Origin of the sequence: Massilia sp. MP_M2 (genome assembly GCF_039123635.1) — a bacterium.
Classification (GTDB): Bacteria; Pseudomonadota; Gammaproteobacteria; order Burkholderiales; family Burkholderiaceae_D; genus Telluria.
In genome coordinates, this window is the sequence record NZ_JBCHJF010000004.1 from 1 (window position 1) to 26853 (window position 26853).

The 26853-nt window shown below is 61.6% G+C and carries 23 protein-coding genes, 2 tRNA genes and 1 pseudogene; 16 read left to right on the forward strand and 10 right to left on the reverse strand.

What is annotated here, in order from left to right:
• Positions 1 to 5 precede the first annotated feature (5 nt).
• From RCH14_RS10295 to RCH14_RS10305, 3 genes are all read left to right on the forward strand, one after another.
• Positions 6 to 82, forward strand: a tRNA-Met gene (locus RCH14_RS10295).
• Between the two features lie 59 nt (positions 83 to 141).
• A tRNA-Met gene (locus RCH14_RS10300) sits at positions 142 to 218 on the forward strand.
• Positions 219 to 635: 417 nt separating this feature from the next.
• Positions 636 to 1949, forward strand: coding sequence for an ATP-binding protein (locus RCH14_RS10305; RefSeq protein WP_343026033.1), 1314 nt, complete (start codon positions 636 to 638; stop codon positions 1947 to 1949).
• Here the strand turns inward: RCH14_RS10305 and RCH14_RS10310 are convergent.
• From RCH14_RS10310 to RCH14_RS24045, 5 genes and pseudogenes are all read right to left on the reverse strand, one after another.
• On the reverse strand, positions 1936 to 2436 hold the full coding sequence (locus RCH14_RS10310; RefSeq protein WP_343026034.1) for a response regulator: 501 nt from the start codon (positions 2434 to 2436) through the stop codon (positions 1936 to 1938). The genes RCH14_RS10305 and RCH14_RS10310 overlap by 14 nt on opposite strands.
• Positions 2433 to 3761, reverse strand: a complete 1329-nt coding sequence (locus RCH14_RS10315) for an HD domain-containing phosphohydrolase (RefSeq protein ID WP_343026035.1) — start codon at positions 3759 to 3761, stop codon at positions 2433 to 2435. Before RCH14_RS10315 ends, RCH14_RS10310 begins: the two co-directional genes overlap by 4 nt.
• Positions 3758 to 4558 carry an HDOD domain-containing protein gene (locus tag RCH14_RS10320; RefSeq protein WP_343026036.1) on the reverse strand — a complete coding sequence of 267 codons (801 nt, stop codon included), beginning with the start codon at positions 4556 to 4558 and terminating at the stop codon, positions 3758 to 3760. Before RCH14_RS10320 ends, RCH14_RS10315 begins: the two co-directional genes overlap by 4 nt.
• Before the next feature lie 94 nt (positions 4559 to 4652).
• The gene (locus RCH14_RS10325) at positions 4653 to 5456 is read right to left on the reverse strand and encodes a response regulator (RefSeq protein ID WP_343026037.1); all 804 of its coding nucleotides are present in this window, start codon (positions 5454 to 5456) and stop codon (positions 4653 to 4655) included.
• Positions 5457 to 5907: 451 nt separating this feature from the next.
• Positions 5908 to 6000: pseudogene (locus RCH14_RS24045) on the reverse strand (IS5/IS1182 family transposase); the annotation flags it as partial.
• Between RCH14_RS24045 and RCH14_RS10330 the strand changes: the two are divergent.
• The 4 genes from RCH14_RS10330 (at position 5962) to RCH14_RS10345 (ending at position 10718) form a co-directional block, all read left to right on the forward strand.
• Positions 5962 to 6348, forward strand: coding sequence for a hypothetical protein (locus tag RCH14_RS10330; protein WP_343026038.1), 387 nt, complete (start codon positions 5962 to 5964; stop codon positions 6346 to 6348). The pseudogene RCH14_RS24045 and the gene RCH14_RS10330 sit on opposite strands and share 39 nt — an antisense overlap.
• Positions 6349 to 6581: 233 nt before the next feature.
• The gene (locus tag RCH14_RS10335) at positions 6582 to 8024 is read left to right on the forward strand and encodes an oligosaccharide flippase family protein (protein WP_343026039.1); all 1443 of its coding nucleotides are present in this window, start codon (positions 6582 to 6584) and stop codon (positions 8022 to 8024) included.
• A 421-nt stretch (positions 8025 to 8445) separates the two neighbouring features.
• Positions 8446 to 9507, forward strand: coding sequence for a glycosyltransferase (locus RCH14_RS10340; RefSeq protein WP_343026040.1), 1062 nt, complete (start codon positions 8446 to 8448; stop codon positions 9505 to 9507).
• 32 nt (positions 9508 to 9539) lie between these two features.
• On the forward strand, positions 9540 to 10718 hold the full coding sequence (locus RCH14_RS10345) for a glycosyltransferase (protein WP_343026041.1): 1179 nt from the start codon (positions 9540 to 9542) through the stop codon (positions 10716 to 10718).
• Between the two features lie 17 nt (positions 10719 to 10735).
• Here RCH14_RS10345 and RCH14_RS10350 read toward each other — a convergent pair whose 3' ends face one another.
• The 4 genes from RCH14_RS10350 to gstA form a co-directional block, all read right to left on the reverse strand.
• Positions 10736 to 11068: a putative signal transducing protein gene (locus tag RCH14_RS10350; protein WP_343026042.1), complete on the reverse strand. Its 333-nt coding sequence runs from the start codon at positions 11066 to 11068 to the stop codon at positions 10736 to 10738.
• Between the two features lie 14 nt (positions 11069 to 11082).
• Positions 11083 to 12351, reverse strand: coding sequence for a DUF445 family protein (locus RCH14_RS10355; protein WP_343026043.1), 1269 nt, complete (start codon positions 12349 to 12351; stop codon positions 11083 to 11085).
• Positions 12352 to 12456: 105 nt separating this feature from the next.
• Positions 12457 to 14415, reverse strand: a complete 1959-nt coding sequence (locus RCH14_RS10360; protein ID WP_343026044.1) for an AAA family ATPase — start codon at positions 14413 to 14415, stop codon at positions 12457 to 12459.
• A gap of 700 nt (positions 14416 to 15115) precedes the next feature.
• Positions 15116 to 15721: a glutathione transferase GstA gene (gene gstA / locus RCH14_RS10365; protein ID WP_343026045.1), complete on the reverse strand. Its 606-nt coding sequence runs from the start codon at positions 15719 to 15721 to the stop codon at positions 15116 to 15118.
• A gap of 159 nt (positions 15722 to 15880) precedes the next feature.
• On the opposite strand from gstA, the gene RCH14_RS10370 reads away from it, so the two are divergent.
• Positions 15881 to 16210 (forward strand): hypothetical protein, encoded by a 330-nt coding sequence (locus tag RCH14_RS10370; RefSeq protein WP_343026046.1) that lies wholly within the window; start codon positions 15881 to 15883, stop codon positions 16208 to 16210.
• Positions 16207 to 17040, forward strand: a complete 834-nt coding sequence (locus RCH14_RS10375) for an HDOD domain-containing protein (protein WP_343026047.1) — start codon at positions 16207 to 16209, stop codon at positions 17038 to 17040. Before RCH14_RS10370 ends, RCH14_RS10375 begins: the two co-directional genes overlap by 4 nt.
• A 114-nt stretch (positions 17041 to 17154) precedes the next feature.
• Here RCH14_RS10375 and RCH14_RS10380 read toward each other — a convergent pair whose 3' ends face one another.
• Entirely contained in the window at positions 17155 to 17562 is a 408-nt protein-coding gene (locus RCH14_RS10380) for a hypothetical protein (RefSeq protein WP_343026048.1), read from the reverse strand.
• A 605-nt stretch (positions 17563 to 18167) separates the two neighbouring features.
• Here RCH14_RS10380 and miaB point away from each other — a divergent pair.
• The 7 genes from miaB to glyS all read left to right on the forward strand — a co-directional run bounded on the left by miaB (position 18168) and on the right by glyS (position 26831).
• On the forward strand, positions 18168 to 19529 hold the full coding sequence (miaB, locus tag RCH14_RS10385; protein ID WP_343026049.1) for a tRNA (N6-isopentenyl adenosine(37)-C2)-methylthiotransferase MiaB: 1362 nt from the start codon (positions 18168 to 18170) through the stop codon (positions 19527 to 19529).
• Positions 19526 to 20635, forward strand: coding sequence for a PhoH family protein (locus RCH14_RS10390; RefSeq protein ID WP_343026050.1), 1110 nt, complete (start codon positions 19526 to 19528; stop codon positions 20633 to 20635). The genes miaB and RCH14_RS10390 overlap by 4 nt, the downstream gene beginning before the upstream one ends.
• Positions 20610 to 21077, forward strand: a complete 468-nt coding sequence (gene ybeY, locus RCH14_RS10395; protein WP_343026051.1) for an rRNA maturation RNase YbeY — start codon at positions 20610 to 20612, stop codon at positions 21075 to 21077. Before RCH14_RS10390 ends, ybeY begins: the two co-directional genes overlap by 26 nt.
• A 135-nt stretch (positions 21078 to 21212) precedes the next feature.
• Positions 21213 to 22091 (forward strand): transporter associated domain-containing protein, encoded by an 879-nt coding sequence (locus RCH14_RS10400; RefSeq protein WP_343026052.1) that lies wholly within the window; start codon positions 21213 to 21215, stop codon positions 22089 to 22091.
• Positions 22091 to 23659 carry an apolipoprotein N-acyltransferase gene (lnt, locus tag RCH14_RS10405; protein WP_343026053.1) on the forward strand — a complete coding sequence of 523 codons (1569 nt, stop codon included), beginning with the start codon at positions 22091 to 22093 and terminating at the stop codon, positions 23657 to 23659. Before RCH14_RS10400 ends, lnt begins: the two co-directional genes overlap by 1 nt.
• A gap of 122 nt (positions 23660 to 23781) precedes the next feature.
• Positions 23782 to 24717 carry a glycine--tRNA ligase subunit alpha gene (gene glyQ, locus RCH14_RS10410; protein ID WP_343026054.1) on the forward strand — a complete coding sequence of 312 codons (936 nt, stop codon included), beginning with the start codon at positions 23782 to 23784 and terminating at the stop codon, positions 24715 to 24717.
• A gap of 17 nt (positions 24718 to 24734) precedes the next feature.
• The gene (gene glyS / locus RCH14_RS10415; RefSeq protein WP_343026055.1) at positions 24735 to 26831 is read left to right on the forward strand and encodes a glycine--tRNA ligase subunit beta; all 2097 of its coding nucleotides are present in this window, start codon (positions 24735 to 24737) and stop codon (positions 26829 to 26831) included.
• The last annotated feature ends 22 nt before the right edge of the window (positions 26832 to 26853 follow it).

The following is a 26853-nucleotide window of genomic DNA, read 5'->3' on the forward strand; positions in this document are numbered from 1 at the left end:
GTTGCGGTGATATAGCTCAGTTGGTTAGAGCACAGCACTCATAATGCTGGGGTCGGTGGTTCAAGTCCACCTATCACCACCAAAGATTTCAGGCGATGGCCTGGCTCCAACGAGTCAGGCCATTTTGCTTTTGCCCGTTGCGGTGATATAGCTCAGTTGGTTAGAGCACAGCACTCATAATGCTGGGGTCGGTGGTTCAAGTCCACCTATCACCACCAAAGATTTCAGGCGGATGGCCTGGCTCCAACGAGCCAGGCCATTTTGCTTTTGTCCGTTGCGGTGATATCGCGCCGCTGGTCAGAGTACAACACGCATCATGCTGGGGTCGGTGGCGCAAGTCCACCTGTTCAAATTGCCGAAGCTGCTGCGCCTGCCATGGCGACGGCTTCCGCTGCCTGCAGACGTCCCTCGCCATTGGTTCAGCCATCTCATTATCCGGTCAGCGCAGCAACCTCGGATGTCGTACCGGTGATAACACTGAACACTCGGTGCCGCACCAGGGCAACCCGCATCTGTCAGCAAAGTTTTTTTCTCGCATGTCCCCTTCCTGATGGTCCCTGCGCGCTGAATTGACGTATAGTTCTCTTGAGAAATATCTGTTTGAAAGCGGGCCAGCATCTTGAAAGGTGATCGTCATGCAATTCGAAGAGTTTGATTTTTCCGGCACGCAGTCTGCGCGCGTCCTTGCCAATACGCCGGAGGAAGCGTCGCCACCGCAACGCTTCCAGTACCTCGTCGACAATACGCCGACGATCATCTACTGCACCGTTCCCAGCGGCGACTTCAAGATGACGTTCGTCAGCAACAACGCCGTCCATGTGCTTGGTTACCGCCCCGAGCAGATGCTGGCCGATCCCAATTTCTGGTTCGACCACATCCATCCCGACGACGCCCCGCATATTTTTTCCAGCCTGGCGCTCATCTTCACCCAAGGCCAGCGCAGCTATGATTACCGGTTCCGCGTTCACGATGGCAGCTACCTGTGGATGCACGATACGCTGCGCCTGATTCGCGACGAGAATGGCGTGCCGCTTGAAGTGATCGGGTCGCTGACCGACATCACGCTGCGCAAGCAAATGGAAGAAGACCTGAAGATCAAGGGGCTCGAACAACAGGCCTTGATCGCCGAGTTACGCAATGCTCACGAGCAGCTTTTGCAATCGGAAAAGATGGCATCGATCGGCCAGCTGGCGGCAGGCATTGCGCACGAAATCAATAACCCGGTCGGCTTCGTCAATTCCAACATGGGGTCCCTGAAAACCTACGTCGAGACGCTGCTCGACGTGATCGACCGCTACGAACTGGCGGCGGCGCCGCATCCGCAGCTTGCGGCGCACATGGCCGAGGTGCGCAATCAAGTGGACCTGGCGTTTTTGAAAGGCGATGTGGTCGACCTGGTGGGTGAATCAATGGACGGCCTCAAGCGGGTCAAGGACATTGTGCAGGCGCTCAAGGATTTTTCGCACGTCGGCGAAGTGGTCTGGCAAGTGACCGACCTTCATCAGGGCCTCGACAGCACCCTCAACATCGTCGCCAACGAAATCAAGTACAGGGCGCGGGTGGATAAACATTATGGGGACATACCGCCCATCACGTGTCTGGCTTCCCAGCTCAACCAGGTGTTCATGAACCTGCTGGTCAACGCAGCGCAGGCGCTCACGGGCGATGGCGTCATCACGATCCGCACCGGCGGGTCCGGCGGCTGGGTCTGGGTCGAGGTGGCCGACAATGGCAGCGGGATCCCGCCGGACATCATGAAGCGGATTTTCGAACCTTTTTTCACCACCAAGCCAGTCGGCAGCGGCACTGGCCTGGGGTTGTCACTGTCGTATGGCATCGTCAGCCGGCATGGCGGCCGCATCGACGTTGCGTCCGAGCCAGGCGTCGGCACCCGCTTTACTGTGCACCTGCCGGTCACCCCGCCCCAGCCGACCGCTACAGCAGGATAGCGCCGTCGGCATTGCGCCGCACGTGCAACATGCCGGGCTCCTCCGCCTCCAGCCGCGCAGCCTCGAGCTCTTGGGCACTGGGCGTGGCGGCTTTGGCTGCCACCAGGCTGGCGCGCAGCGCCAGCGCCAGGCGCACGTTTTCTTCGAGCTCGACCGGGTTCCATGGCTTGAGCATGAATCGGAACGCCTGCGCCTGATTGATCGTGTGCAGCATGGTGTCGAATTCCGCCGACGCCGACAACATGATGCGCACGGTATCCGGCGCCACCTGCTTGAGCGCTTCGAGCAACTCCGCACCGTTCAACTGCGGCATCCGGTAGTCCGATATCACCAGGTCAACGTCGCATGTGCAGATATGTTTCAGCGCCTCCATCGGATTGGTGAAGGCATCGATGTGCGGCTGTTCGCGCTGCAACATCAGCCGCAGCGTGCGCTGCAAGGCATTCAAACAATGTGGATCGTCGTCGACCAGTAAAATCTTGGTCATGCTGCCCCCGTTGGATTGCGCACCCATATCGCGAGGCGGCAGCGCGCTTTTTGCTCGAAGTCGCGCACGTGCGCGATGATGCGCGCGTCGAGCACGTGGTCGGCCGACAACAGCATCAGGCCATCGCGGCTGACCATGTCGCGTGCCAGCACCATGCCGGGCATCAGCTCGGTCGACAGTACTTCTACCCCGGCACCGTTTCCCATGTCGCTGTTGTTGACAACCTGCCGGAACGCGGCCACCACTTGCGGATCGTAGCGCTTGCCCGCAGCATCGAGGATCAACGTGACTGCCTCATCGGCGCGCAGATGGCGCTGCACCATGGCCCCCTGCTGCAGGTTGTAGTAATCGACTGCCACGGCGAGGATGCGCGCCCCGACCGGAATGGCGAGCCCGGTCAGGCCATCCGGAAAGCCATTGCCGTCGAAACGCTCCAGCTGGCTGCGCAAGATGGCGGCGCTGCCGCGCAGGTCTTCCAGCGGCATCAAGAGTTCTTCGGCGCGCACCGGATGCCTGCGAAACAGCCCCAGCGTCTCGCCCTGCAATGCCGTGAACGGCGTTTGCAACATGGCGTCGCTCAGGCCGATCTTGCCGATGTCGTGCAGCAGTGCGGCAATTGCCAGATCCTGGCTGTCGCGCGTGTCGAGGCCCAGCACGGCGCCCATCTTGCGTGCGAGCTCGGCAATTTGGCGCGTATGGCCCGGCAGGTTGTGGGCCCGCTGCTCGATCATGCTCGAAAAAATCTTGATGGTGACGACAAAATTGTGGCGCAGCTTGGCGTTGGCGGCGATGGTAGCGGTGTGCTCCAGCTTGAGCAGCCGGGTGCGCTCTTCGACCTTCGCCTCGAGGCCCTGGTTGAGCGCGCGCAATTGGGCGTTTTGCTGCACCGTGAGTGCTTCAAGTCGCACTTTTTCCTGTACCAGCTGGCGCCGCTCGACGACATCGCGCAGCACCATCAACAGGTCGCCATCGACCCACGGCTTGGTGATGTAGCGATAGATTTCGCCGCCGTTGACCGCATCCTGGATGGACTGGACTTCCGAGTAACCGGTCAACAGCAGCCGCGTGGTGTCGGGCCAGGTAGCCCGTGCGGCTGCAAGAAACTGCGCGCCGTTCATCTGCGGCATGCGCATATCGGAAATGATCACGTCGACGGCTTCCTGCTGCAAGATTGCCAGCCCGGCGGCGCCGCTCTCAGCAATCAGTACCTGGTAGCCGTTGGCGCGCAACAGCCGCCGCAGCGACGACAGGATGTTGGGCTCATCGTCGACGCACAGCACTTTGGGCTGGGACGCAGGCGACGGGGAGGACGCCAGGGCGTTCATGGCGTCAACACCTGGCACAGCTCCCCAAAGAGGGTCACCATGTCGCCGCGCACACGGTCCCAGTCGTCCTCTGGCACCGGTATCATGAACGGCAGCACACAGGACAGCGGCGCCAGCGCCCCGCCGGGTGCATCGACGACATGGGCGAGCGCATTCGCCAGACCAATGAGCACAGTCAGCGCAGGTTGCCCAGCGTCGACTGCACATTGGTGGTGACCGGCGACCGCTTCGCCGATCAGGGCGGGGAAATGCCAGTGTGTGGCCAGTGCACTGCCGATGCGTGCGTGGTCGATGCCGAGGACGGCATTTTCCGCAATCAGCAGGCCGCAATCGTTATCGCGGGCAAACCGTGCCACTTGCAGGTATTGCTCCTGGCACTGCGTGGCGATGACCAGCCTGCCGATATCGTGCAGCATGCCAGCGATGAAAGCGTGCTCCGGATTGAGCTGCATATACGGCGCCAGCACACGCGCGCACACGGCTGTCGCTGTGGCATGGCGCCAGAAGCCCACCAGGTCGAAAGCAGCATCTCGGTGCGGCGCGAAATTGCCGATGATCGAGCAAGCCGTCACCAGGGTGCGGATGCTGGCGAAGCCAACGATGGACACTGCTTGCTGCACCGTCACCACTTTGCTCGACACGCCGTAAAACGATGAATTGGCAAGCCGCAAAATGCGCGCCGCCAGGGCGGCATCGAGCGTAATACGCTCGGCCAGCGTATGGATATCGATGTCCTCCTGCTGCATCGCCGCCTGCAGCTCCATCACCAGTTGCGGCAGCGACGGCAGCGCACGCACGCGGTCGATATAGTCGCCCTCCAGCGCGGCGGCGCAGCCAGGCGGCGTCAGGCCGGACGCCCCGGCACACGGTTCGGTTCGGATCGGGTCAGCGCTATTCATATGTCTGCCTCGGGACGAAGGTAAGCAGCGTGCCGCGCGACGCCGAGCGTTCACCCATCTGATAGCGGGCGATGTCGTAAAGGTTGTTGTGAATGTCCCGCGCCTGGCTGGCTGGCCTGGCCAGGTGCACATCTTCTGCGGCGCCCAGCACCGCGACCTGCGCACCGAACAGGCGCCTGGCGCAGGCGTTGGCAAAGGCAATCATGCCACTGTCATCCACGCCGACCAGTGCCAGCGGCAAGTGCTCCATCAGATCGCGCGCCACCTCGAGGGCGGTCTCCTCAAGGCGGATTTGCTCCTGCTTCTCGAGCAACAATTGCTCAAGCTTGCGGTTGGCGCTGCGTATTTCCAGATGCAGGCGCTGGTTATCGTCGGCAATTTCCTTGATTCTGAAGCCCTCGGCGATATGCCCGCGCAATTGCGTATCGTTCCAGGGTTTGGTGAGAAACTTGAAGATCGCCCCTTCATTGACCGCGTCGGTCACGGACTGCAGCTCCGTGTAGCCAGAAAGCATGATGCGGATCGAGTCGGGCCAGAGCGCACGCGCCTGGCGCAAAAAATCCACACCCAGCATGCCGGGCATGCGCTGGTCGGAAACGATGACATCGACACAGTGCTTCGACAACACCTCGAGCCCGGCGGCCCCGCTGTCGGCGCAAAACACCTCATAGCCATCGCGCCTGAGCAAGCGGTTCAGCGCCGCCAGGATATTCGGTTCGTCGTCGACCAGCAACAGACGCCGGTGCGCAGCAGGCGGGCGTAGCGCTATGGGTGGAAGGATGACAGGAGCGATCATCGGCGTGCTCATCGGGATGCGCCGGTGGCAGACACGCGGGGCTGCGCGGGTGCGCGAGAGTGGCGGCAGCCACTGGCCAAAGCCAGCGTGAAGGCTGGTCTGGTCGCAGTATTGTACATAGCTGGCATGGCCTGTCCGCCTGACAAGTAACGGTTGGGTGAAATCGGGGGTTGCCGTTGTCGCGACTTAATTATGCGCTCAGTTGCAGTGGAAAAACATTCACAATAAAAAATTTAATTGCCTTCAGACATATGGCCCCGATCGATGGTGTTACCCACTCACACGCCATGCCGTGATTGTCTTTTCAGCATCAAAGGAAAATGATGCCCAGCCCGACATCAGGAGTACGGGGGCTGCGCGATAGTCGCAATATCAACGTCGCGGGTAGTGGAAAACAGCACCGTAGTTTCTCGGTTCGCCTGGCCGGGCAGCGCGAGAACAAGAGCCATCGTCCAGGGCGTTGGTCCTCCCATGGGCTGGCGTTCTTGCGGGTAGGGATAATCGCTTGCGCCCCACGTTGCGCAATCGCTTCGTGACAGCCTTTGCCCGTTCGGGCTGGAGGCGTCGGCGGCGACCAGTCGCCGGTTGCAGGTCGCCGGTCGCCGGTCGCGCCAGCGCGGCAAAACTGTCTGCGAATTTTGATATGGCATCAAAAAACGCAGCGGTGTCGATGTTGAATATCGCAGCAGTTCAATTTAATAAATCGATTGTTCAGAAAAAATCAGCGCGATTTAACGACCTCAATGCCAAGCGCCATCGGCCAATGATGATTGCGGGCTCATTGTCGTTTCCTCAGCCGCTGAAACTCAGCACACATGGCGCTTCGGTGAATCCGAACTGTCCACCTGTGGCCGCCAGGATCCCCTCTTCCAACGTGTCAGGCAAGTGCTGATCCAGTTGCCATGTGGCGCTGTCTGCCCGATATAATTTCGCATCCTCGCATCGCCCTCGTCGATCACGTACGCACGGTACGCATGCCGCGCATACCTACCAGCCCAGAAATATCCTGGTTTCTCGGACAAAGGCAGCGGGAACGCGATGGAAGACAGCCAAGCGATTCGTGGCTACCCCTGCGCCACAGTGCATAATGTGCCAAATAATTCATAATAAAAGCGGCTTTATTCCATGGCGAACATCCGGCGCTCCCTGTTCATCAACTTCTTCACCTCGACAGGCGGCACCGTTGTCCAGTTTGCCGTCACGTTGTTTCTGGCCCGCGTACTAAGCCCCAGCGATATCGGCATCTATTCGATGACCATCGTGTTCATCAATATCGCGCATATTTTCCAGGATTTCGGCGTCGGCAGTTATCTGCAGCGCGAAAAAGAACTGACACCGGAAAAGCTGCGCGCTGCCACGGGCGTGATTTTTACCACTTCATGGTTGATTGCCGCCGCCATCTATGCCGGCAGCGACTGGTTTGGCGAATGGTTCAATGAACCCAAGATGGTGCCTGTAATGAAGGTACTCGCAATCTGCTTCGTGTTCATCCCGTTTGGCTCCATCACCAATTCCCTGCTGATACGCGATTTCGCCGCGGGCAAACAGGCATGGGTCACGGCGGTGAGTACGGCAACCTCGGCCGCCACCTGCATCGTCCTTGCCCTCATGGGTTTTGGCGCGCTGAGTATGGCCTGGGCCAATCTCGTCAATATCATCACGTGCGCCATTGCCTACATTCCCTTCCGGCCCAAATATCTTCCATGGATGCCATCGTTCCGGCATTGGCGCGACGTCGTGCATTTCGGGATGAGCTCGCTTCTTACAAATTGCCTCAGCTCGATTAACAATTCGATTCCCGATATCCTTCTCGGGAAACTGGGCAATGCGACCCTGGTCGGTTTTTTCAGCCGGGCCAATTCGACCGTCACGATCTTTTTCCATATCGCCGGCAGCACGGCAAACTATGGGTCGGTGTCGTACATCGCCCAGGCGCACCATCGCGGCGAGTCGGTCGGCACCTTGCTCAACAAGGCAACGTCGCTGTTGACCGGCATTGCCTGGACCGCGCTCGGATTGACGTACGTGTTCGCCACGGACATCATCACCGTACTGTACGGCGAAAAATGGCTGCCGTCGGTGCCGGCCATCGACGGCTTGCTGGTCGCCTGCGCAATCGGAACGATTTTCAACTACTACCCGGCGGCCATGACGGCGATCGGCAAGCCGTTCCTGGCCTCGTTCCCGATCGTGGTCACACTTGCCTCGCGCGTGGCATTTGCCTTTGCCCTGTTTGACGGTAGCATTCGCAGCTTCTCGTGGGTGATTTGCGGCGCGACCATCGTTGCGATGCCCGTGCTGCTAATCCAGCAGCACATCTATTTTCGCCACCGGCTTTCAACCATGCTGATCGCTTTATGGCCCAGCGCCGCCGTGGCGGTTATTTGCATGGCGGGTGCAGCGTTTCTCAAACTCGCCTTTCCTGCCTCATTCACACCGATTTTCGTTCTTCTTGCCTCGGCCCTGCCCCTGGCTTGCCTCTGGTATTTGTCACTTCGCATCACGGGGCATCCACTAACTGCTGAAATCCATAAGATGGCCGCCGGGTTCCGGGCGCGTACTGCATAAACACGTGACATTGCCAAGCCTATTTTTCCTGCATAACGAGTCAGTTGGATTGAAGCGACAGACACTTTATTTTGGCATCAGCTGGCACCTCTGGTGATATGATAATAACAATTGTCATTGCCGGAAAAAATCGGTGTTATTTATTACGGGAGACAATGTACATTGTGTGTCGTTTTTATTCCTGCAATTACACATTCCCCTCTTTTGTACCAAGTACGTCCTGAACCAATTGGCCATAATGCCAGACCCTAAACATCCGTTGTCCCAGTACGTGTTTGTCGTCTTTGCCGACGATTGGGGTCGTCACCCGTCCAGTTGCCAACATTTATTCCTGCGGATCATTCCGCACGTTCAGGTTATTTGGGTCAATACCATTGGCCTGCGCACGCCACGATTCAACCTGCATGATTTTAAACGGACCATGCAGGTCATTCATTCATGGATTCGGCCCCATACCCGGTTCAAAACCCGCTCGCCAGAGCGCACCCGGCAAATTGCCAATGGCTGTTCCGCGCCGTCGGCCAGCAACGCCGTGTTCCCGTATATCGTCAACCCGGTCATGTGGCCATCGTTCCGGGGCCCCACGTCCACCGCGCTGAATCACCATCTTCTCTCGGGCGCCGTGCATGAGGCGCTACGGCATGTGGCGCCGGGCAAGCATCCCATCCTGGTGAGTACCTCGCCCATCGTGCCCGGCCTGTTTCGCGATCATATCTTCAAACGCAAAATCTACTACTGCGTCGACGACTTCACGCACTGGCATGGCATCAATGGCCCGGCGATGCATCGTCTGGAACAGCAAACACTGCATGCCTGCGATCTGATGATCGCCACGTCCACCTCGATTCTCGACACCCGGTCACCATTCGCGAGCGCGTCGACCCTGCTGACCCATGGCGTGGACCTGGCGCATTTCTCGGGCGCCAGCCCCGATCCTGACAGCCCGCTGGCGGCCTTGCCGCATCCGGTGGTCGGCATGTTCGGCGTATTCGACCAGCGTGTGGACGGCCAGGCCCTCAGAGCCGCCGCGCGCCTGTCGCCGCAGGCGAGCTTCGTCGTACTCGGTCCGGTCGTGGATCGCCAGCCCGGCGAATTTCATGATGTGCCCAACCTGCACTTTTTAGGCGCAGTGCCGTATGCCGACTTGCCCGGCCACGTCGCCCACTTCGATCTGTGCATCCTGCCGTATGTCGTCGATGCGTCGACCTGGAACATCAATCCGCTCAAGCTCAAGGAATACCTGGCCACGGGCAAGCCCGTGATCGCCTCGCCCCTGCCCGAGGCGACCCGGCTGGCCGCCTACCTGACGCTGGCTGCGCCGGACGCTTTCCCGCAGGCGGTGGCGTCGGCCCTGGCCACGATTGAAGCGGGTCCCGCCGTGCAGTCTGACGCCGCACGCACCCGCCTGGATGACTTTCTCCAGAGCGAAAGCTGGGAAGCGAAAGCAAAAAGCTTCCTGTCCGATGTCATGGACGACCTGTGAGCGAGCGCATCCGCATCCTTTGCATCGCAACCATGTTTCCCAACCCACGGATGCCGGTGCATGCCCAGTTCGTCAAGCAGCGACTGGATGCGTTGTCGGCCAAGGTCGACCTGATCGTCGTGTCGCCCATTCCCTGGTTCCCCGGCGAGCGGTATTTTGCGCGCTACGTCAACCGCAGCCAGATCGCGCCGCAGACCGACGCGAACGCGTATCCGACGTATTTCCCGAAGTTCTTCTCGATCCCGGCGGTACTCAAGCCCCTGGAGGGTGTCTTCCTGGCGTTCGCGCTGCGGCGGTTCATCGCGGCCCATGGCCTCGAGGGCAAGATCGACGTGCTCGATTGCCACTTGGCGTTTCCGGAAGGGTTTGCAGGCGCCCTGCTGGCCCGCATGCTCGGCAAACCCTATGTCGTCACCTTGCGCGGCCACGACATCAACGACCTTCCCCGGTTTCCCGTGCGGATCCGGCAAGTGCTGTTCGCGCTGCGCCATAGCGCGCGCTACTTCGGCGTCGCCAGGGCGCTGGTGGATGGCGCCATCCGGCTGGGCGCGCCGCCGGACAAGGGTTACGCGTCCACCAATGGCGTGGACACGGCACGTTTTCGTCCCACGGCAAAGATGGACGCCCGCGCGGCGCTGGGCTTGCGCACCGACCGCCGCTACATGCTGTCGGTGTCGCACCTGGTGCCACGCAAGGGCGTGGATATCCTGCTGCGCGCCCATGCCATGCTGCGCGCCGGGGGGCACACGGATCTGAGCTTCATCATCGTCGGGCAAGGGGGCGAGGAAGGCGACTGCGAAGCCGATCTGCGCGCGCTGGCAACCGAACTCGGGATCGCCGAACATGTCGTCTGGGCGGGCGCCGTACTGAACACCGACCTGCACGCCTGGTACTCTGCGGCCGACGTGTTTTGCCTGGCCAGCGAAAAGGAAGGCTGGCCCAATGTCGTGCTCGAGGCCATGGCCTGCGCCACGCCGGTGGTCGCCCATCGCACCTGGGGCGTACCCGAGATCATCACGGGACCGGACCTGGGCATCCTGGTCGACGCCCGCGAGCCGGCGCCGTTCGCGCACGCCATCGGCATGGCGCTAAAAAATGACTGGGACCCGGCGCGGCTACGTGGTTATGCACTGGAGAACACCTGGGACAAGGTGGCCGACGGGCTGCTTGAGCACTTCGAGGCGATCGTCAAGCACGGCCGGCCGGAATAAGCGGCAGGCCGAGGCGGTCAGGTCGGCGTTTGCCACTCTCCATCCGGCGCATCCTCATCGAGCGCAAAATCCCCGCGCGCCAGCGCCAGCAACACCTCGTGCGCCGCCTGCACATGCTCGGCCGGCACTAACAGCCGCACGCCGCCCAGCGCGGGCGCCAGCAGCAGGTCGGTCTGCATCAGGTGCGCGTCGGCCAGCATCGCCGGGATGCCGGACGCTTCCAGGCAGCCCTGTGCCAGGCTGGCGTCGACGGGAATCATGTAGCGGGCCACGACGTACAGATCGCGCTCGGGCAAGGCTTCGATGTCGGGGTGGGCGGCGAGCCAGTCGTTCAGGGAAAGCGTGTGCATCGGGGTTCCTTGGCTTAGCGCAGCAGTGCGGGAAGGTGCGACAACAGGTACAGGATCACGCCGATCATCCCACCCACGATGGTGCCGTTGATGCGGATGTATTGGAGATCCTTGCCGATATTGAGTTCGATCTGGGCCGACATTTCGCGGTCGTCCCATTGCTTGACGGTGTCGGCGATGTGGCGCGTCAGATAGCCCGCGAATTCGGGCGCCACGCCGCGCGCGGCGGCCTCGAGGTTTTCTTGCAGCGACTGGCGCAGCTGAGGATCGTCGCCCAACGCCTTGCCGATCCAGGCGCCCATGCCAACGATGCGGCGGCGCATGCTCGAATCGTCGCTGGCCAGGTCGCGCTTGAGCCATGCCTTCAGCTCGGCCCACAGCGAACCGACGTAGCCGTTGAACGTGGCGTCTTCAAGCAGGTAGCGCTTGACGTCGTCGGCCTTGGCGAGGAAATCCGGGTCAACTTTCAGACGCTCGATGAAATCGGCCACGTACTCGTCAAAGCGTGCGCGCAGCGGGTGCGCCGGGTCGGCCGCGACCTTGTTGAGCACGCCCGACGCCAGTCGCACGGCGATGTCGGCGCCCTTCCGGCCAATCAGTTCGGATGGCAGCATGCGTTCGACAAACGCGTAGTCTTCCTTGAGCCAGTCGACGATGCCGTCGGCGATGGCGCCCTGGGTCTCGGTGTTGTCCAGCAGATGGGCGAGCTGGCGGATGCCTTCGTCGAGCAGTTGCTGGTGGCGCCGGCCGCGCGTCAGGCTCTCGAGGATCGCGCCGCTGGAGGTCGACAAGTCGACGCTGCGCACCATCGTGTGCACCGCGCGCCGGATGACGTTCTGCACCGGCGCATCCTCGATGAAGTCGAGCATGAAGGTGGCGGCGCGCACCAGGTGCGCGCCCATCAGTTCGGTGTTGGCGGGTTTGGCCAGCCAGTCGGCCAGCAGTTGCACCGGATCGTGGCGACGGATCAGCTTGAGGATCGACTCGGTGTCGAGGAATTTTTCGCGCACGAACAGCGCCAGGTTGTCGGCGATCTTGTCCTTGTTGCCGGGGATGATGGCGGTGTGACGCGAGATGATCGGGATCGGGATACGCCGGAACAGCGCCACCACCGCGAACCAGTCGGCCAGCGCGCCGACCATCGCGGCTTCGGAAAACGCGCGCAACAGGCCTGTCCACCAGGTCTGCGGCAGCAGCAGGCTGACCACGAACAGCACGGCCGCGCCGACAAAGAAGCCGAGAGCGATCAGTTTGGACTTGCGCAGTTCGTCGTGCTTGTGCATGCGGGGCGGCCCGGCTGTGGCGATGCTGCCATGCTAGCCGACTTTGTGCGCGCGTGACGCGCCGGCTGCCTTTGGCGCATCAATCCTGCACCACCCTCACCCGCCTTACGCCGCCACTTCTTCCTCGCACAAGGTCAGCTTCGCGCAGCGCTGTCCGTGCAATTGCGGCAGCAACATTTCGCTGCGTTGTTCCAGCAGCGCAAACACCTCGTCCTTCGACAGCACGTACTGCTCCAGCAGCGTGTCCTTGAGCGACTCCATCACCAGCTTGTAATCGCGGATCGCGTCCAGCGTGTAGCTGTACAGCGCATCGGCCTTTTCTTCGACCAGGCGCACGGTGTGCTCGCCGCCGATATCCTTCTGCAGCTGGCTGTAATCGATCTTCGAGCGCGAATACATCGACAGGCGGCTCACCATCAGGTTGAGCATCCTGGTGATCTTCTCGATGTCGTTCTGGCTGCCCACCGAAATTCCACGCGGGCCATAGAACAGTTCTTCGGCCGCGACGCCGCCGTACAGTCCCACCACGTCGCGCTCGAGTTCTTCCAGCGTGCGCAGCGACATGTCTTCGCCCGACTGCAGCACGTAACCCAGTGCGCCGATCTTCGACACTGCCTCGGTGCTGATCTTGAGCAGGTGCGAGCGCTCCTTGACTTCGGCCAGCGTCATTCCCTGACGCAGGAACGGGTCGATCTGCATGAAGAAGTGGCCCAGCTCATGCAGGGCGATCCGCTCGCGCTGCTTGTGCTTGTCGAGTGTCGTGGCGCGGTCGGTCAGGCCGATCGTGGCGCGCTCGTAGGCGCGAAACAGCAGGTTCGTATTAATGATCGTCTTTTCCTGGATCGACAGCATGCTGGCGCGTTCGACCACGGTTTCCAGCAGCGCCGGGCTCAGGTTCTGGGTGATCTCGGCGACCTGGTCCAGGTTCAGGTCGTTCCAGTCGACGAGGCCGTCCTTCTTGCGCGACAGGAAGCTGCGCAGCAGTTCGCGGCGCTCGGTCTTGTTCGGCAGGCGGAAGTTGATCTTGACCGAGAAGCGGCGCAGCATCGCTTCGTCCATGTCGGTCGAGCTGTCGTCGAAGTTCGAGGCAACGATCCAGATGACGCCCGCGCCCTTGTCGCTTTTCACGCCGTCGAGCAGGCCAAGCATCGTGTTGGCGGTGTCGTCTTCCCATTTCTTTTCGCTGCGGCCACGCGGCATGAAGAGGCTTTGCGCTTCGTCGAGGAAAATGATGCACTTGCCCTTGGCGCAAGCCTTGCGGTGCAGGGCGTTCAGCGCCTTGGAGCCGCCGCCGACATAGCCCGATTCGAGCGCCGAGCCGGACGCCGAAATCATCGGCAGGTTCAGGCGCTTGGCCAGGTAGCCGACCAGCTTGGTCTTGCCGGTGCCGGCCGGGCCGGTGAGCATCACATTGAACGGCTTGTCGATATTGTGCGACTGGTACTCGGCGCGGTTGCGGATCATTTCTTCCAGGTGCAGCACTTCCTGCTTGATGTCTTCCATGCCAATCAGGTCATCCATGCTGCCCTTGAGCTTGTCCGGGCTGATGACCGACGCGCTCATGCCCGTGCCCGGCATGCCGAATTTGATCAGGTACAGCACCAGCAGCACGATGGCGATATTGAACGCGTTCTGCTTGAAGAAGCTGCCAGTGCGCGCGAGCGTGCTTTCGCCCTCGTCCATCACGGCTTCGTGGGCCGCCAGGTAGTCGTCCTTGGCGATCGAATACGGAATCGCATTCTTGAGCAGCACTTCGCGCTCAAGCGACAGGTGCGACGTGCTCGGCACCTTGACGACGTTCAGCGCAGCCGAATCCTTGAACTTGTAGATGTAGCGCGGCGCTTCCGACAGCGGTTTGGCAATGAGCAGGTATTCCAGACGGGCCTTCTGGCCCACCAGCGCGGTGATCTCGGCGATGTTCTGCGAATGGACGACCTGGCGCGTGTCCTGCGGCACATTGGATTTGAAGATAGCCAGCGCCACCAGCATGCCCACCAGGATGACGGCGAGGATGCGGACGTAGACGTTCTTGAATGCAATCTGAAGACGGGAGAAATTGGGCATAAGGTGTACTCGTCGAAAATGCGTGATGCAAAGAGAGACTGTGGTGCCGTGCCACCGTTGCCGGATGGCCAGCGTCGGCAATGGGCCGACAAATGCGAGGTGTTGCGGCTTGCTTTTTGATGCTTGGAGGCAAGGGAGTTAGAAGACTATACCTTCAAAAAAAACCGTCGGGAATACCAAAAAGTCAAAATCCGGGGTGATTTAAGGCGAATGAAAGTCTTGATAAGAGAATTGATTATCCGACTGACAGCATTCGTGATGACTGTGTCAAATAAATCGGAAATTATTGCGAGTTCGGCATGACGAAATGCCTAAAAGATGGGTGCCAAGATTGCCGAGCGCTGCATATTTACCACAGTCAACTTTTTACGACTGCGCGCAATGTGGCGCTATCGGCATGCAAAGTGATGGCAATTTCTGCAACTGGCCTTTCAGATGCAGGCGTTTTTATAATGCGAAGAGATCGGGACAGCATTGCCAGCATAATCGTCAATTCCAGCACGCGATAATCGCATAAGCAATTCGGAGACAAAGCGGCGCTGACGTCGCATTGCATTGAAGACGGCAATTGCCTGTTCAGACAGGCGCCGGGCGGATGGCGCCGTCGTGACACAGACTATACAGCGTGGTCATCGTGTTCCAGTTGTGCGACCTAGCACCTGACGTGTCACCGCCGTGCCGTATCTGCCCTGCCCGCAGGCTATCGCAGTCCTTCCTGGCGCAAACCTTCCTGCACCGCCGGCAGCGTCCGGATACGCGCCTGATAAGCTTGCAATGCAGGCCAGCTCTCCAGCGAGAATCTGGTGAAACCGACCCAGTTCAGGACGGTAAACAGGTAAGCGTCGGCCACAGTAAAGCGGTCCCCGATCAGGTAACCGTCGGCGCCGATCTGGTCAGCCACATACGTCAGTGGCGCCGCCAGGTTAGCCCAGGCTGCTTCCTTGGCTTCTTTCGAGGCGCCAGGCGCGAAGATGGGCGAAAAACGCTTGTGCAGCTCGGTCGATGTCCATGACAGCCATTCCATCAGCCCATAGCGTTCGAAGGTGCCGTGAGCGGGCGCCAGAGCGCTGTCCGGGGCCTGGTCGGCCACATATTGCAGGATGACCTGGGTCTCGGTCACCAGGCGGCCATCGTCCAGCGCTAGCGCAGGCACGTAGCCCTTGGCATTGATGGCGCGGAAATCGTCGCCGCTCGCGGTCACCTTGGTGCGCAAGTTGACGAGCTCGCTCTCAAAGGGCAAGCCGGCGGCAATCAAGGCGATACGGGGCGCGAGGGAGCCGGCGCCGGGGCTGAAGTAGAGTTTCACGAGGTTCCTGGAAAAATGAAGAGGATTACAAAAGCCTACAACATTTTGTCGCTGCGCTCCACCTGGCGATCTGCGGCATGGAAGCGACATATTCCAGCGCCGCCGTGAAGTGCACGCACACCAGTGATACCATCGCTTCAGTATTGAATGGAGGAAACCATGAGCGACGATCACGAGTTGGTCCCGGTGGCCAGCGCTTTACCGGGCATGGTGCTGTCGGACGAACTGCTCGATAGCAACGGATTGGTATTGCTGGCCAGAGGCACGGTCTTGAGCGAGGCGATCATCGCGTCGATCGTGCGCCATCAGATCGACATGGTGCCGGTGGCGCGCGTGGAAGCGCACCAAGCGCCGGACGCAGCAGCGGTGCAGGCGCGGCTGGACCTCGTGTTTCGCCGCCACGACCGCGACGACGACAGCGACTGGGCCGGCAACCTGCTGCGCCGCTACGTCGAGGATTACCGGCTCGAGCGGCAGGTGGCGCCATGACCCTTGATGAACTGACCGCCGGCCTGGACGACCTGCCCTCGCTGCCCGCTGTCGTCATGGAGCTGCTGGGTAGCATCGACCAGGAAGATGCTGACCTCGCCTTGCTGGCAAAGAAAGTCGCCCTTGACCAGGCACTGACTGCCAAAACACTGCGCCTGGCCAATTCGTCCGCCTTCGGCCTGCAGGTCAAGGTCACGACGATCCAGCAGGCATTGACGTACCTCGGCGTGCAAGCCACACGCAACCTGATCATGGCGGCATCGATCACGGGCTGCTTTCCCAGCGGCCGCTGTCCCGCGTTCAACGACAAGGCCTTCTGGCGCTTGTCGATCGCCACGGCCGCTTGCGCGCGGGTGCTGGCGCGTCACATGCACTTCAACCCGGACGTGGCGTTCACGGCCGGCTTGTTGCACGGCATCGGGCGCCTGGTGCTGGTGACGCGTTATCCGGAACGATACGACGCGGTCCTGCGTGAATGCGAGCGCGTCGATGGCGATCTGCTCGAGACGGAGCGCGCCATGCTGGGTGTCGACCACGTGTTGGCAGGCCGGGCGCTGGCAGAGCACTGGCAATTCTCGGACACGTTGCGCCAGGCCATCGCGTTCTATGGCCAGCCGGAGCTGCCGGGTGCGGGCTTCCTGGCCACCATCGTGCATGTGGCGAGCGCGGTAGCGCATGCGCTCGATCTGGCGGGCTATGCGCACGAAGTGGTGCCGACGGTATCGAGTGTCGCCTGGAACGCGCTGGGATTATCCGAGGAAGCGTGGTTGCACGTGTTCCGCGAGACGGAACTGCAATTTGAAGAGATGACCGCCATCCTGTTGGCGTAAACCGCAGAACGGAATCAGGGAATACGGGATGAACTGCTGTACGGCGCCACTCAGGCGGCGCCGCGGCACGCCAACAACGAAGGCATGACAGAAACGTCTGCCATGCCCTCGATTTCAGTGCGCATAATTACCGGTTTTTGGCGTCACGTCGCCCGACTGGCCTGCCTGACCCTGTGCTGGCTGGCCCGCCTGCTGAGCTGCTGCGGCAGCGGCGGCTGCTGCTTTTTCTTCTGGCTTTGGACGACCTTGTGCATCCGACAGACGGTACTTGGTGCGGCGATCGCCCATCAGGTCACGCAGGTCACGGATACTCATGCCCGTCACTTCGTGCATGCGAATCAGCAGCGAGGCGCCGACCGGCAGGCGGTGGTGGCGAATCTTGCTGATCACGGGCGGCGCCACCTCGAGCATGCGCGACAACGCAGCATCGTTTTTCAGCTGCATCTTGCCCAGCAGGATGTCGAGCAGGTGGTTCGGGTTGTAACTCTCTTGCGACGACAGAGCGTGATGTTGCTGTGACATGATATTACCTCACGAGTTGGTTAAAATAGTTCCCTTATGAACCTTTGTAGAAGACAACATATCTTCGACTTAAGTTCCCGGAACGTGTTCAGGAATTAAACAGGGTGAATCTGAGTAGTTCCTTAAGAATTCCGGTCCTGCCGTGCACCACGTAGTTTCCGAAAGCGCACTTGTCTTTCAAACAAATTATGGCGGTGCGCGCCAGGTCGACGCCGACCCCGCGCACGTGACTCCTTGTTAGAAATCAAGCTAACGTATGGAAAGCTTGTCACGTTTGCATTTCAGCACATGGGGGCACATTGTGGCGCACGCAAGAGATTTCCCTGATAAATTTTTCCAATCAGAATGATCACGGAACTCATTGATTTACATAGAGAAATACTTCATGCATCCAGCGCCATCCTGGGGCGAAAATAAAGTAACGTCGCTAGCGGACATTTAACATTGTAAATAAAACGATAATTACTTAAAGTAAAGAAATTAGGCATTCCCTTAGGAATGATTCGTTCTTCCGTGCGGGAGTTTTTTTCGGGTCAAACCCGAATTACGGTAAACTGGTCTTCCTTCCTTGTCAGCGCAGCAATTCGTCCCCAACTACCCTCTCCATGCAGAAAAAAGTCTTTATCAAAACCTTCGGTTGCCAGATGAACGAGTACGACTCGGACAAGATGGTCGATGTCCTTGGCGCCTCGGACGGGTTGGTACGTACCGACAAGCCGGAAGACGCAGATGTCATCCTGCTCAACACGTGCTCGATCCGCGAAAAAGCGCAAGAGAAAGTGTTCTCCGATCTAGGCCGCCTGCGTGAACTCAAGCGCAACAAGCCGGACCTCGTCATCGGCGTGGGCGGCTGTGTCGCATCGCAAGAAGGCCAGGCCATCATCAAGCGCGCGCCGTTTGTCGATGTCGTGTTTGGCCCACAAACGCTGCACCGCCTGCCCAAGCTGATCAGTGACCGGCGCACGACCGGCGTCGCCCAGGTCGACATCGCCTTTCCCGAGATCGAAAAATTCGACCACCTGCCGCCGGCCAAGGTCGACGGCCCGGTGGCGTATGTGTCGATCATGGAAGGTTGCAGCAAGTACTGCAGCTACTGCGTCGTCCCGTACACCCGTGGCGAGGAAGTCTCGCGCCGCTTCGAAGACGTGCTGACCGAGGTCGCGGGCCTGGCCGCGCAAGGCGTCAAGGAAATCATGCTGCTGGGCCAAAACGTGAATGCGTTCCGGGGCACCATGGCAAGCGGCGAAATCGCCGACTTCGCCCTGCTGCTCGAATACATCGCCGAGATCCCCGGCGTCGAGCGCCTGCGCTTCGTGACCAGCCACCCGAAGGAATTCAGCCAGCGCCTGATCGATGCTTACGCCAAGATCCCGCAACTGGTGAATCACCTGTACCTGCCTGTGCAGCATGGCTCGGACCGTATCCTGTCGGCCATGAAGCGCGGCTACACGGGCCTCGAATACAAATCGATCATCCGCCGCATCCGTGCGGTGCGCCCCGACATCACGTTCTCGTCCGACTTCATCGTGGGCTTTCCCGGTGAAACCGAGGCCGATTTCGAGGCGATGATGAAGCTGGTGGCCGACGTGAATTTCGACAACAGCTTCAGCTTCATCTTCAGCAAGCGCCCCGGCACGCCGGCCGCCAACCTCGACGACGACACGCCGCACGAGGTCAAGCTGGCGCGCCTGCAGCGCCTGCAGGCGCTGATCGACGCCAACACCCGCAAGCACAGCGCCGCGATGGTCGGCAGCGTGCAGCGCGTGCTGGTCGAAGGGTATGCCAAAAAAGACGCAACCCAGCTCCAGGGCCGCGCCGAGAACAACCGCGTGGTCCTGTTCCCCGTGGACGCAGCCAGTGTCCAGCACATCGGCCAACTGGTCGATGTGCGCATCAGCGCCAGCCACGATTATTATTTGCGCGGCGAACTCGTCGCCAACCTTGATACGATTGCCATCGCCAGTTGAAAACACAGCCAACCCAGCCCTCCTACTTCATCCCTGAGCCGCTCGACAACACGCGGCTTGCCCACCTGTGCGGTCCACTCGATGAAAACCTGCGCCAGATCTCGGCTGCGCTCGACGTGACCGTGTTTCGCCGTGGCGAGAAATTCATCGTCAACGGCGACAACGCCGAGCGCGCCGTCGAATTGCTCGAACGCTTCTACGCGGTTGCCAACAAGGTCGTGCCGATCGAAGAAGTGCAGCTGGCCCTGGTCGAGCAGCGCGCCGGCATCAAGCCGCGCAGCCTCGATGCGCCGGGCGGCGAGCCGCGCGCCATCAAGGGCATCAAGGCCGTCAAGGCCGTGCCCGACATGGCACAGGACGACGTTGCCCCCAACGACGTCGACAGCCCGACCCTGAAAACCCGCCGCAGCGACTTGCGCGGGCGCACGCCGCACCAGATCCAGTACCTCAACGATGTGCTGAACCACGACATCGCCTTCGGCGTGGGTCCGGCCGGCACTGGCAAGACCTACCTGGCCGTGGCCTGCGCGGTGGACGCGCTCGAGCGCGACGCCGTCAAGCGCATCATCCTGACCCGTCCGGCAGTCGAGGCTGGCGAGCGCCTGGGCTTTCTGCCGGGCGACCTGGCACAAAAGGTCGACCCGTACCTGCGCCCGCTGTACGATGCGCTGTACGACCTGCTCGGTTTCGACCGCACGCAAAAGCTGTTCGAAAAGCAGGTGATCGAGATCGCCCCGCTGGCGTACATGCGCGGACGCACGCTGAACCACGCGTTCGTCATCCTCGATGAAGCGCAGAACACCACTGTCGAGCAGATGAAAATGTTCCTGACCCGCATCGGTTTTGGCAGCAAGGCCGTGATCACGGGCGACGTGACCCAGGTCGACCTGCACAAGAACCAGCGCAGCGGCCTGGTCGACGCCATGCACGTGCTCAGGGATGTGCGCGGCATCGCGTTTTCCCAGTTCTCGAGCGTGGACGTGGTGCGCCACCCGCTGGTCGGGCGCATCATCGATGCCTACGAATCCGACAATTCGGTGCAGGAACTGGCCGATCTCCCCAAACCGATCCCGGTGAAAAATGCAAGAAAAAAAACATCCGCTTGAACTCGAGGTCCAGTTCGCTGACCCGCGCCTGGAAAGCCTGCTGCCGGAAGCCACGCTGCGCACCTGGGTCGAGGCTGCCCTGCTGGGGCCGGCCGAACTGACCCTGCGCTTTGTCGACGCGGCCGAAGGCCAGGCGCTGAACCTGGCGTATCGGGGCAAGGACTACGCAACCAACGTCCTCACCTTCGCCTATAACGAAGATGAAGACCTGGCCGACGACGATCCGGTCAAGGCCGACATCGTGCTGTGCACCGACGTGCTGCAGCGCGAAGCCGACGAGCAAAAGAAAACTGTCGAGGAACACACGGCGCACCTGGTCGTGCACGGCGTGCTGCATGCGCAGGGCTGGGACCACGACAACGACGACGACGCCGAAGAAATGGAACAGTTCGAGCGCGACATCATGGAAGTGTTGGGGTTCCCGGATCCGTATGCGGACTGAGTGAAAATGGCTTGAGCGTCAGCCTGACCTGAGCGGCGGCGTGCCTGCCGCTCAGGCCGCACGCCTGCATCAAAAACAGGCAATGTGCCTTTTGGTGTATCCTACGCCCATCGCAACAACGGCTTCTCGCCAACTATGCCCGAGTATCCCAGTGACGTCCGTCCGGACGCCAAACCCCATCGGTCCCTGCTGGAAAGGTTGACCGCATTCATCTCCCCCGAGCCTGAAAACCGCGCAGAGCTGCTCGAAGTCCTGCACGACGCCCACGAACGCAACCTTCTCGATGCCGACGCCCTGTCGATGATCGAAGGCGTGTTCCAGGTGTCCGACCTGTCTGCGCGCGACATCATGGTGCCCCGTTCCCAGATGGACGTGATCGATATCACGAAGCCCATCGAAGAGTGGATGCCCTACGTGCTCGAGACCGCCCACTCCCGCTTCCCCGCCATCGAAGGCGAACGCGACAAGGTCGTGGGCATCCTGCTGGCCAAGGATTTGCTGCGCTACTACGCCGAAGAATCATTCGACGTGCGCACCAAGCTGCGTCCGGCCGTGTTTATTCCCGAATCGAAACGCCTGAACGTGTTGCTGCGCGACTTCCGCGCCAACCACAATCACATGGCGATCGTGGTCGACGAGTATTCCGGCGTGGCTGGCCTGATCACGATTGAAGACGTGCTCGAGCAGATCGTCGGCGACATCGAGGACGAATACGATTTCGACGAAGAAGAAGACAACGTGATCTCGATCCGCGAAGGCCAGCTCGGCCCGCGCTGGCGCGTCAAGGCGCTCACCGAGATCGAACAGTTCAACGACGAAGTTGGCACCGACTTGCCGGACGACGATGTCGACACTGTTGGCGGCCTGGTCGCCAGCCATCTCGGCCACATGCCGCACAAGGGCGAAGTGTTCGATCTGCACGGTGTGCGCTTCGAAGTGCTGCGCGCCGACGCGCGCCAGATCCACGTCCTGCTGGTCGAAAAACTGCCATTGGCGGACGACGAACACGACTGATGCTGCGTCGCCGTACCTCTCCAGCCGCAGCGCCGGTCCCGGCGCTGCGCGCCAACAAGCCCTCGGCCCTGCTGCTGCTGGGCGCTGCACTCGCCGGCGCCTCGTCCCTGCTGTCATTCCAGCCCGTTGGCTGGTGGCCGCTGCAATTTTTGTCGCTGGCCTGGCTGTTCTACCAGGTCGGCATGAGCCCGTCCGTCAAGCGCGCCACGCTGATCGGCTGGGCCTTCGGCTTTGGCTGGACGCTGGCCGGCGTGCACTGGCTATACGTCTTCATGACCGATTTCGCCCACCTGCCGGCCGTGCTGGCGGTGGTGGGCTTGAGCCTGCTGTGCCTGTATATGGGCCTGTGGGGCGCATTTACCGCTGGCGTGGCCACCTGGCTGCGCCGCCGCTGGTCGCTGCCGGTGGCCGCCTTCCTGCTGCTGGTGCTGCCCGTGACCTGGGGCGTGTCGGAATGGCTGCGCGGCTGGGTATTTACGGGCTTTCCGTGGGCCTCGTCGGGCTACGCACATGATCTGGCGCCACTGGCCGGTTACGCGCCGCTGATCGGCGTGTATGGCATGGGCATCGTCGTGGGCGTCAGCGCCGGTTGTTTCGCCATGCTGACCCAGCGCGCGCGCTGGCCGGCAATGGGGCTGATGGCTGTCCTGCTGCTGGGCGGCGCAGGCCTGCGCACTGTTGAATGGACGCAGGATGTCGGCCAGCCGATCAGCGTGCGCCTGTTACAAGGCAATATCGCGCAAGACCGCAAGTTCGACGCCGAATTCTTGAACAGCATCCTGACGCGCTACCAGGGCATGATCACGGCGGCGCCAGCCGACCTGATCGCCACGCCCGAAACGGCGATCCCGACCTTCCCGCAACACCTGCCCGAGGGTTACCTGGCGGGTCTGCAGCGTTACGCCACCACCAGCGGCAGCACGCTGGTCATCGGCATGCCGCTGCTGGACGGCCCGGGCAAGTACGGCAACAGCCTGGTCACGCTGACGCCGCAGCCCCAGGCCACCGTGTACCGCTACGACAAGGCACACCTGGTGCCGTTCGGCGAATTCATCCCGCCGGGCTTTCGCTGGGTGACGGACATGCTCGACATTCCGCTGAATGACGCCACCCGCGGCGCCGCGCTGCAGGCGCCATTCGCGGTCAAGGACCAGCTGGTGCTGCCGAATATCTGCTACGAAGACGTATTCGGCGAAGAGATCGCCTACCAGCTGCGCAATGCGCCGCAACCGGCGACGCTGCTGCTGAACGTGTCGAACCTGTCGTGGTATGGCCAATCGGTCGCGATTCCGCAGCACTTGCAGATTTCGCGCATGCGCACGCTGGAGACGGGCCGCCCGATGCTGCGCGCGACCAACGACGGCGCCACCGCCATCATCGACCGCCGCGGCAATCTCACGCACGCGTTGCCGTTCTACACGGACGGCGTGCTGGCTGCCACCGTGCGCGGCGCGACCGGCATGACCCCGTTCATTCGCCTGGGGAGCGGGTCATTCCTGTTGCTGGGGGCGTGCATGCTGCTCGGCGCCTGGTTCGCCGGGCGCCGCTATCTGCGCAAGAAAGCGTAGCGCGGACGGCATCGCCGCCCACGCTACCCAAATCCCTTCCCAGAGGGTACGAAAAATTCAGTAGAATTGGCCATTTGGCAAACATACCGCGTTCACGGTCCACGGGCCGCGTTCCACTCGACATGCTCACATTCCAGCAAATCATCCTCACCCTGCAGTCCTACTGGGACAAACAGGGTTGCGCACTGCTCCAGCCCTACGACATGGAAGTCGGCGCCGGCACCTTCCACACCGGTACCTTCCTGCGCGCGATCGGCCCGGAGCCATGGCGCGCCGCCTATGTGCAGCCGTCGCGCCGCCCGAAGGATGGCCGCTACGGCGAGAACCCGAACCGGCTGCAGCACTATTACCAGTTCCAGGTCGCGCTCAAACCGGCGCCCGAAAACATCCTCGACCTGTATCTCGGTTCGCTCGAGGCACTGGGCCTGGACCTGAAAAAGAACGACGTGCGCTTTGTCGAGGATGACTGGGAAAGCCCGACGCTGGGTGCCTGGGGCCTGGGCTGGGAAGTCTGGCTGAACGGCATGGAAGTGACGCAATTCACCTACTTCCAGCAAGTGGGCGGGCTCGATTGCAAGCCGGTGCTGGGCGAGATCACGTACGGCATCGAGCGCCTGGCCATGTACCTGCAGGGCGTCGAGAACGTGTACGACCTGGTCTGGACCGAATGGCAAGAAGACGGCAAGACCAAGTCACTGAGCTACGGCGACGTGTTCCACCAGAACGAGGTCGAGCAGTCGACCTACAACTTCGAACACTCCAACACCGAGATGCTGTTCCAGGCGTTTGCGAACCACGAATCGGAAGCCAAGCGCCTGGTTGAACTGGCGCTCACGCTGCCGGCCTACGAGCAGATCATGAAGGCCTCGCACAGCTTCAACCTGCTGGATGCGCGCGGCGCCATTTCCGTGACCGAGCGCGCCGCCTACATCGGCCGTGTGCGCACGCTGTCGCGCCTGGTGGCGCAAGCGTATTACGACTCGCGCGAAAAGCTCGGCTTCCCGATGGCCGCCCGGGTCGAACCAGCCGAACCAGCCGCTAGCCAAGCCGCAGCCTGAAAAGAACAGAACAGACCATGAATCAAACACTCCTCGTCGAACTGCAGACCGAAGAACTGCCGCCGAAGGCGCTCGTCAAGCTGGGCAACGCCTTTGCCGCCGGCATCGCGAATGGCCTGAAAGCGCGCGACTTCCTCGAAGCCGACAGCGTCGTCACCACCCACGCCACGCCGCGCCGCCTGGCGGTCTCGATCACCAATGTGCGCGACACCTCGCCCGACAAGGCGATCCGCGAAAAAGTGCTGCCGGTGACGGTGGCGCTGGACAAGGAAGGCAACCCGAGTGCGCCGCTAGCCAAGAAGCTGGCCGCACTGGGCTTTCCCGACCTGACGATCGACCAGCTCGAACGCGCCCCCGACGGCAAGACCGAAAGCTTCTTCTACACCTACACCGCCGCTGGCAGTGCGCTGACCGGTGCCCTGCAGGATGTGCTGCAGGAGTCGGTGAACAAGCTGCCGATTCCGAAGCTCATGAGCTACCAGCGCCCGAACGGCGACACCGTGCAGTTCGTGCGCCCGGTACACCGGCTGCTCGCGCTGCACGGCGAACAGGTGCTGCGCTTGAGCGCGTTCGGCCTGGAAGCCGGTCGCGAGACCGCCGGCCACCGCTTCCTGTCGCATGGCGGCGTCATCGCGATCGCGCATGCCGATCAGTACGCGAACACGCTGGAAACCGAGGGCAAGGTCATCACCTCGCCGCAGGCGCGCAAGGACAGCATCCGCGCGCAGTTGCTCGAACAAGCCGGCGCCGATCAGGTCCTGATGCCCGAGTCGCTGCTCGATGAAGTCGCGGCCCTGGTCGAATGGCCGGTCGTCTACGAATGCCGTTTTGAAGAAGAATTTCTGGCCGTGCCGCAGGAATGCCTGATCCTGACGATGCAGACGAACCAGAAATATTTCGCGCTGACGGACGCCGACGGCAAGCTGCGCTCGCGCTTTCTGATCGTGTCGAACATCGCCACCGACGACCCGTCCGCGATCGTCGGCGGCAACGAGCGCGTCGTGCGCCCGCGCCTGTCGGACGCCAAGTTCTTCTTCGAGCAGGATAAAAAGAAAACGCTCGAGTCGCGCCTGCCGGCACTCAGCAACGTCGTGTACCACAACAAACTGGGCTCGCAGGCCGAACGCAGCGAACGCGTGACCAAGCTGGCCACCTATATCGCCACGCGCCTGGGCTTTGACGCCTCGCTCGCCGAACGCGGCGCGCGCCTGTCGAAGGCCGACCTGCTCACCGACATGGTCGGCGAGTTTCCGGAACTGCAAGGCATCATGGGCACGTACTACGCGCGCCACGATGGCGAGCACGATGAAGTCGCGCGCGCAGCGTCCGAGCACTACCAGCCGCGCTTTGCCGGCGACGCCCTGCCAGCCAGCGATACGGGCGTGGCCGTCGCACTGGCCGACAAGCTCGAAACGCTGGTGGGCATCTGGGCCATCGGCCTGCAGCCAACGGGCGAAAAAGACCCGTTCGCGCTGCGCCGCCACGCGCTGGGCATCATGCGCATGCTGGTCGAAAAGCGCCTGCCGCTCGAACTGTCCGACATGCTGCGCGATGCAGTCACGACGTTTGTCGACCAGCCGGCGTTCAAGGACCCGAGCGCGGACGTGACCGCCTTCATGCTCGACCGCCTGCGCGGCCTGCTGCGCGATCGCGGCTTCTCGCCAAACGAAGTCGAAGCCGTGCTGGCCCAGAACCCGGACCGCGTCGACGACGTCGTGCAGCGCCTGGAAGCCGTGCAGGCCTTTGCCGCGCTGCCCGAAGCCGCGTCGCTCGCCGCCGCCAACAAGCGCATCACCAACATCCTCAAGAAGAACGAGGAAGCGCTGGCGCAAGCCGGCGCCGTCGATCCGGCCCTGCTGCAAGACCAGGCCGAAAAAGACCTGGCCGCTGCGGTTGCGCGCGTGCAGCCGGCCGTCGATGCGGCGTTCGCTGCGGGCGACTTTGCCGGCACGCTCAAGACGCTGGCAGAGCTGCGCGAGCCGGTCGATGCGTTCTTCAATGACGTGATGGTGATGGCCGACGACGTCAAGCTGCGCAACAACCGCCTGGCGTTACTGGCGTCGTTGCACGGCATGATGAACCGCGTGGCCGACATCTCGAAGCTGGCGACGTAAGCACGACATGCAGGCACCCCCG

Excerpts from the sequence above, each read along its gene's own strand:
- ybeY (WP_343026051.1), top strand. The coding sequence starts at position 20,610 with ATGCAAGAAAAAAAACATCCGCTTGAACTCGAGGTCCAGTTCGCTGAC.
- lnt (WP_343026053.1), top strand. The coding sequence starts at position 22,091 with ATGCTGCGTCGCCGTACCTCTCCAGCCGCAGCGCCGGTCCCGGCGCTG.
- glyS (WP_343026055.1), top strand. The coding sequence starts at position 24,735 with ATGAATCAAACACTCCTCGTCGAACTGCAGACCGAAGAACTGCCGCCG.
- RCH14_RS10305 (WP_343026033.1), top strand. The coding sequence starts at position 636 with ATGCAATTCGAAGAGTTTGATTTTTCCGGCACGCAGTCTGCGCGCGTC.
- RCH14_RS10400 (WP_343026052.1), top strand. The coding sequence starts at position 21,213 with ATGCCCGAGTATCCCAGTGACGTCCGTCCGGACGCCAAACCCCATCGG.
- RCH14_RS10370 (WP_343026046.1), top strand. The coding sequence starts at position 15,881 with ATGAGCGACGATCACGAGTTGGTCCCGGTGGCCAGCGCTTTACCGGGC.
- RCH14_RS10325 (WP_343026037.1), bottom strand. The coding sequence starts at position 5,456 with ATGATCGCTCCTGTCATCCTTCCACCCATAGCGCTACGCCCGCCTGCT.
- RCH14_RS10315 (WP_343026035.1), bottom strand. The coding sequence starts at position 3,761 with ATGAACGCCCTGGCGTCCTCCCCGTCGCCTGCGTCCCAGCCCAAAGTG.
- RCH14_RS10335 (WP_343026039.1), top strand. The coding sequence starts at position 6,582 with ATGGCGAACATCCGGCGCTCCCTGTTCATCAACTTCTTCACCTCGACA.
- RCH14_RS10375 (WP_343026047.1), top strand. The coding sequence starts at position 16,207 with ATGACCCTTGATGAACTGACCGCCGGCCTGGACGACCTGCCCTCGCTG.
- RCH14_RS10360 (WP_343026044.1), bottom strand. The coding sequence starts at position 14,415 with ATGCCCAATTTCTCCCGTCTTCAGATTGCATTCAAGAACGTCTACGTC.
- RCH14_RS10380 (WP_343026048.1), bottom strand. The coding sequence starts at position 17,562 with ATGTCACAGCAACATCACGCTCTGTCGTCGCAAGAGAGTTACAACCCG.
- miaB (WP_343026049.1), top strand. The coding sequence starts at position 18,168 with ATGCAGAAAAAAGTCTTTATCAAAACCTTCGGTTGCCAGATGAACGAG.
- glyQ (WP_343026054.1), top strand. The coding sequence starts at position 23,782 with ATGCTCACATTCCAGCAAATCATCCTCACCCTGCAGTCCTACTGGGAC.
- RCH14_RS10345 (WP_343026041.1), top strand. The coding sequence starts at position 9,540 with ATGTTTCCCAACCCACGGATGCCGGTGCATGCCCAGTTCGTCAAGCAG.
- RCH14_RS10355 (WP_343026043.1), bottom strand. The coding sequence starts at position 12,351 with ATGCACAAGCACGACGAACTGCGCAAGTCCAAACTGATCGCTCTCGGC.
- RCH14_RS10340 (WP_343026040.1), top strand. The coding sequence starts at position 8,446 with ATGCAGGTCATTCATTCATGGATTCGGCCCCATACCCGGTTCAAAACC.
- RCH14_RS10310 (WP_343026034.1), bottom strand. The coding sequence starts at position 2,436 with ATGACCAAGATTTTACTGGTCGACGACGATCCACATTGTTTGAATGCC.
- RCH14_RS10350 (WP_343026042.1), bottom strand. The coding sequence starts at position 11,068 with ATGCACACGCTTTCCCTGAACGACTGGCTCGCCGCCCACCCCGACATC.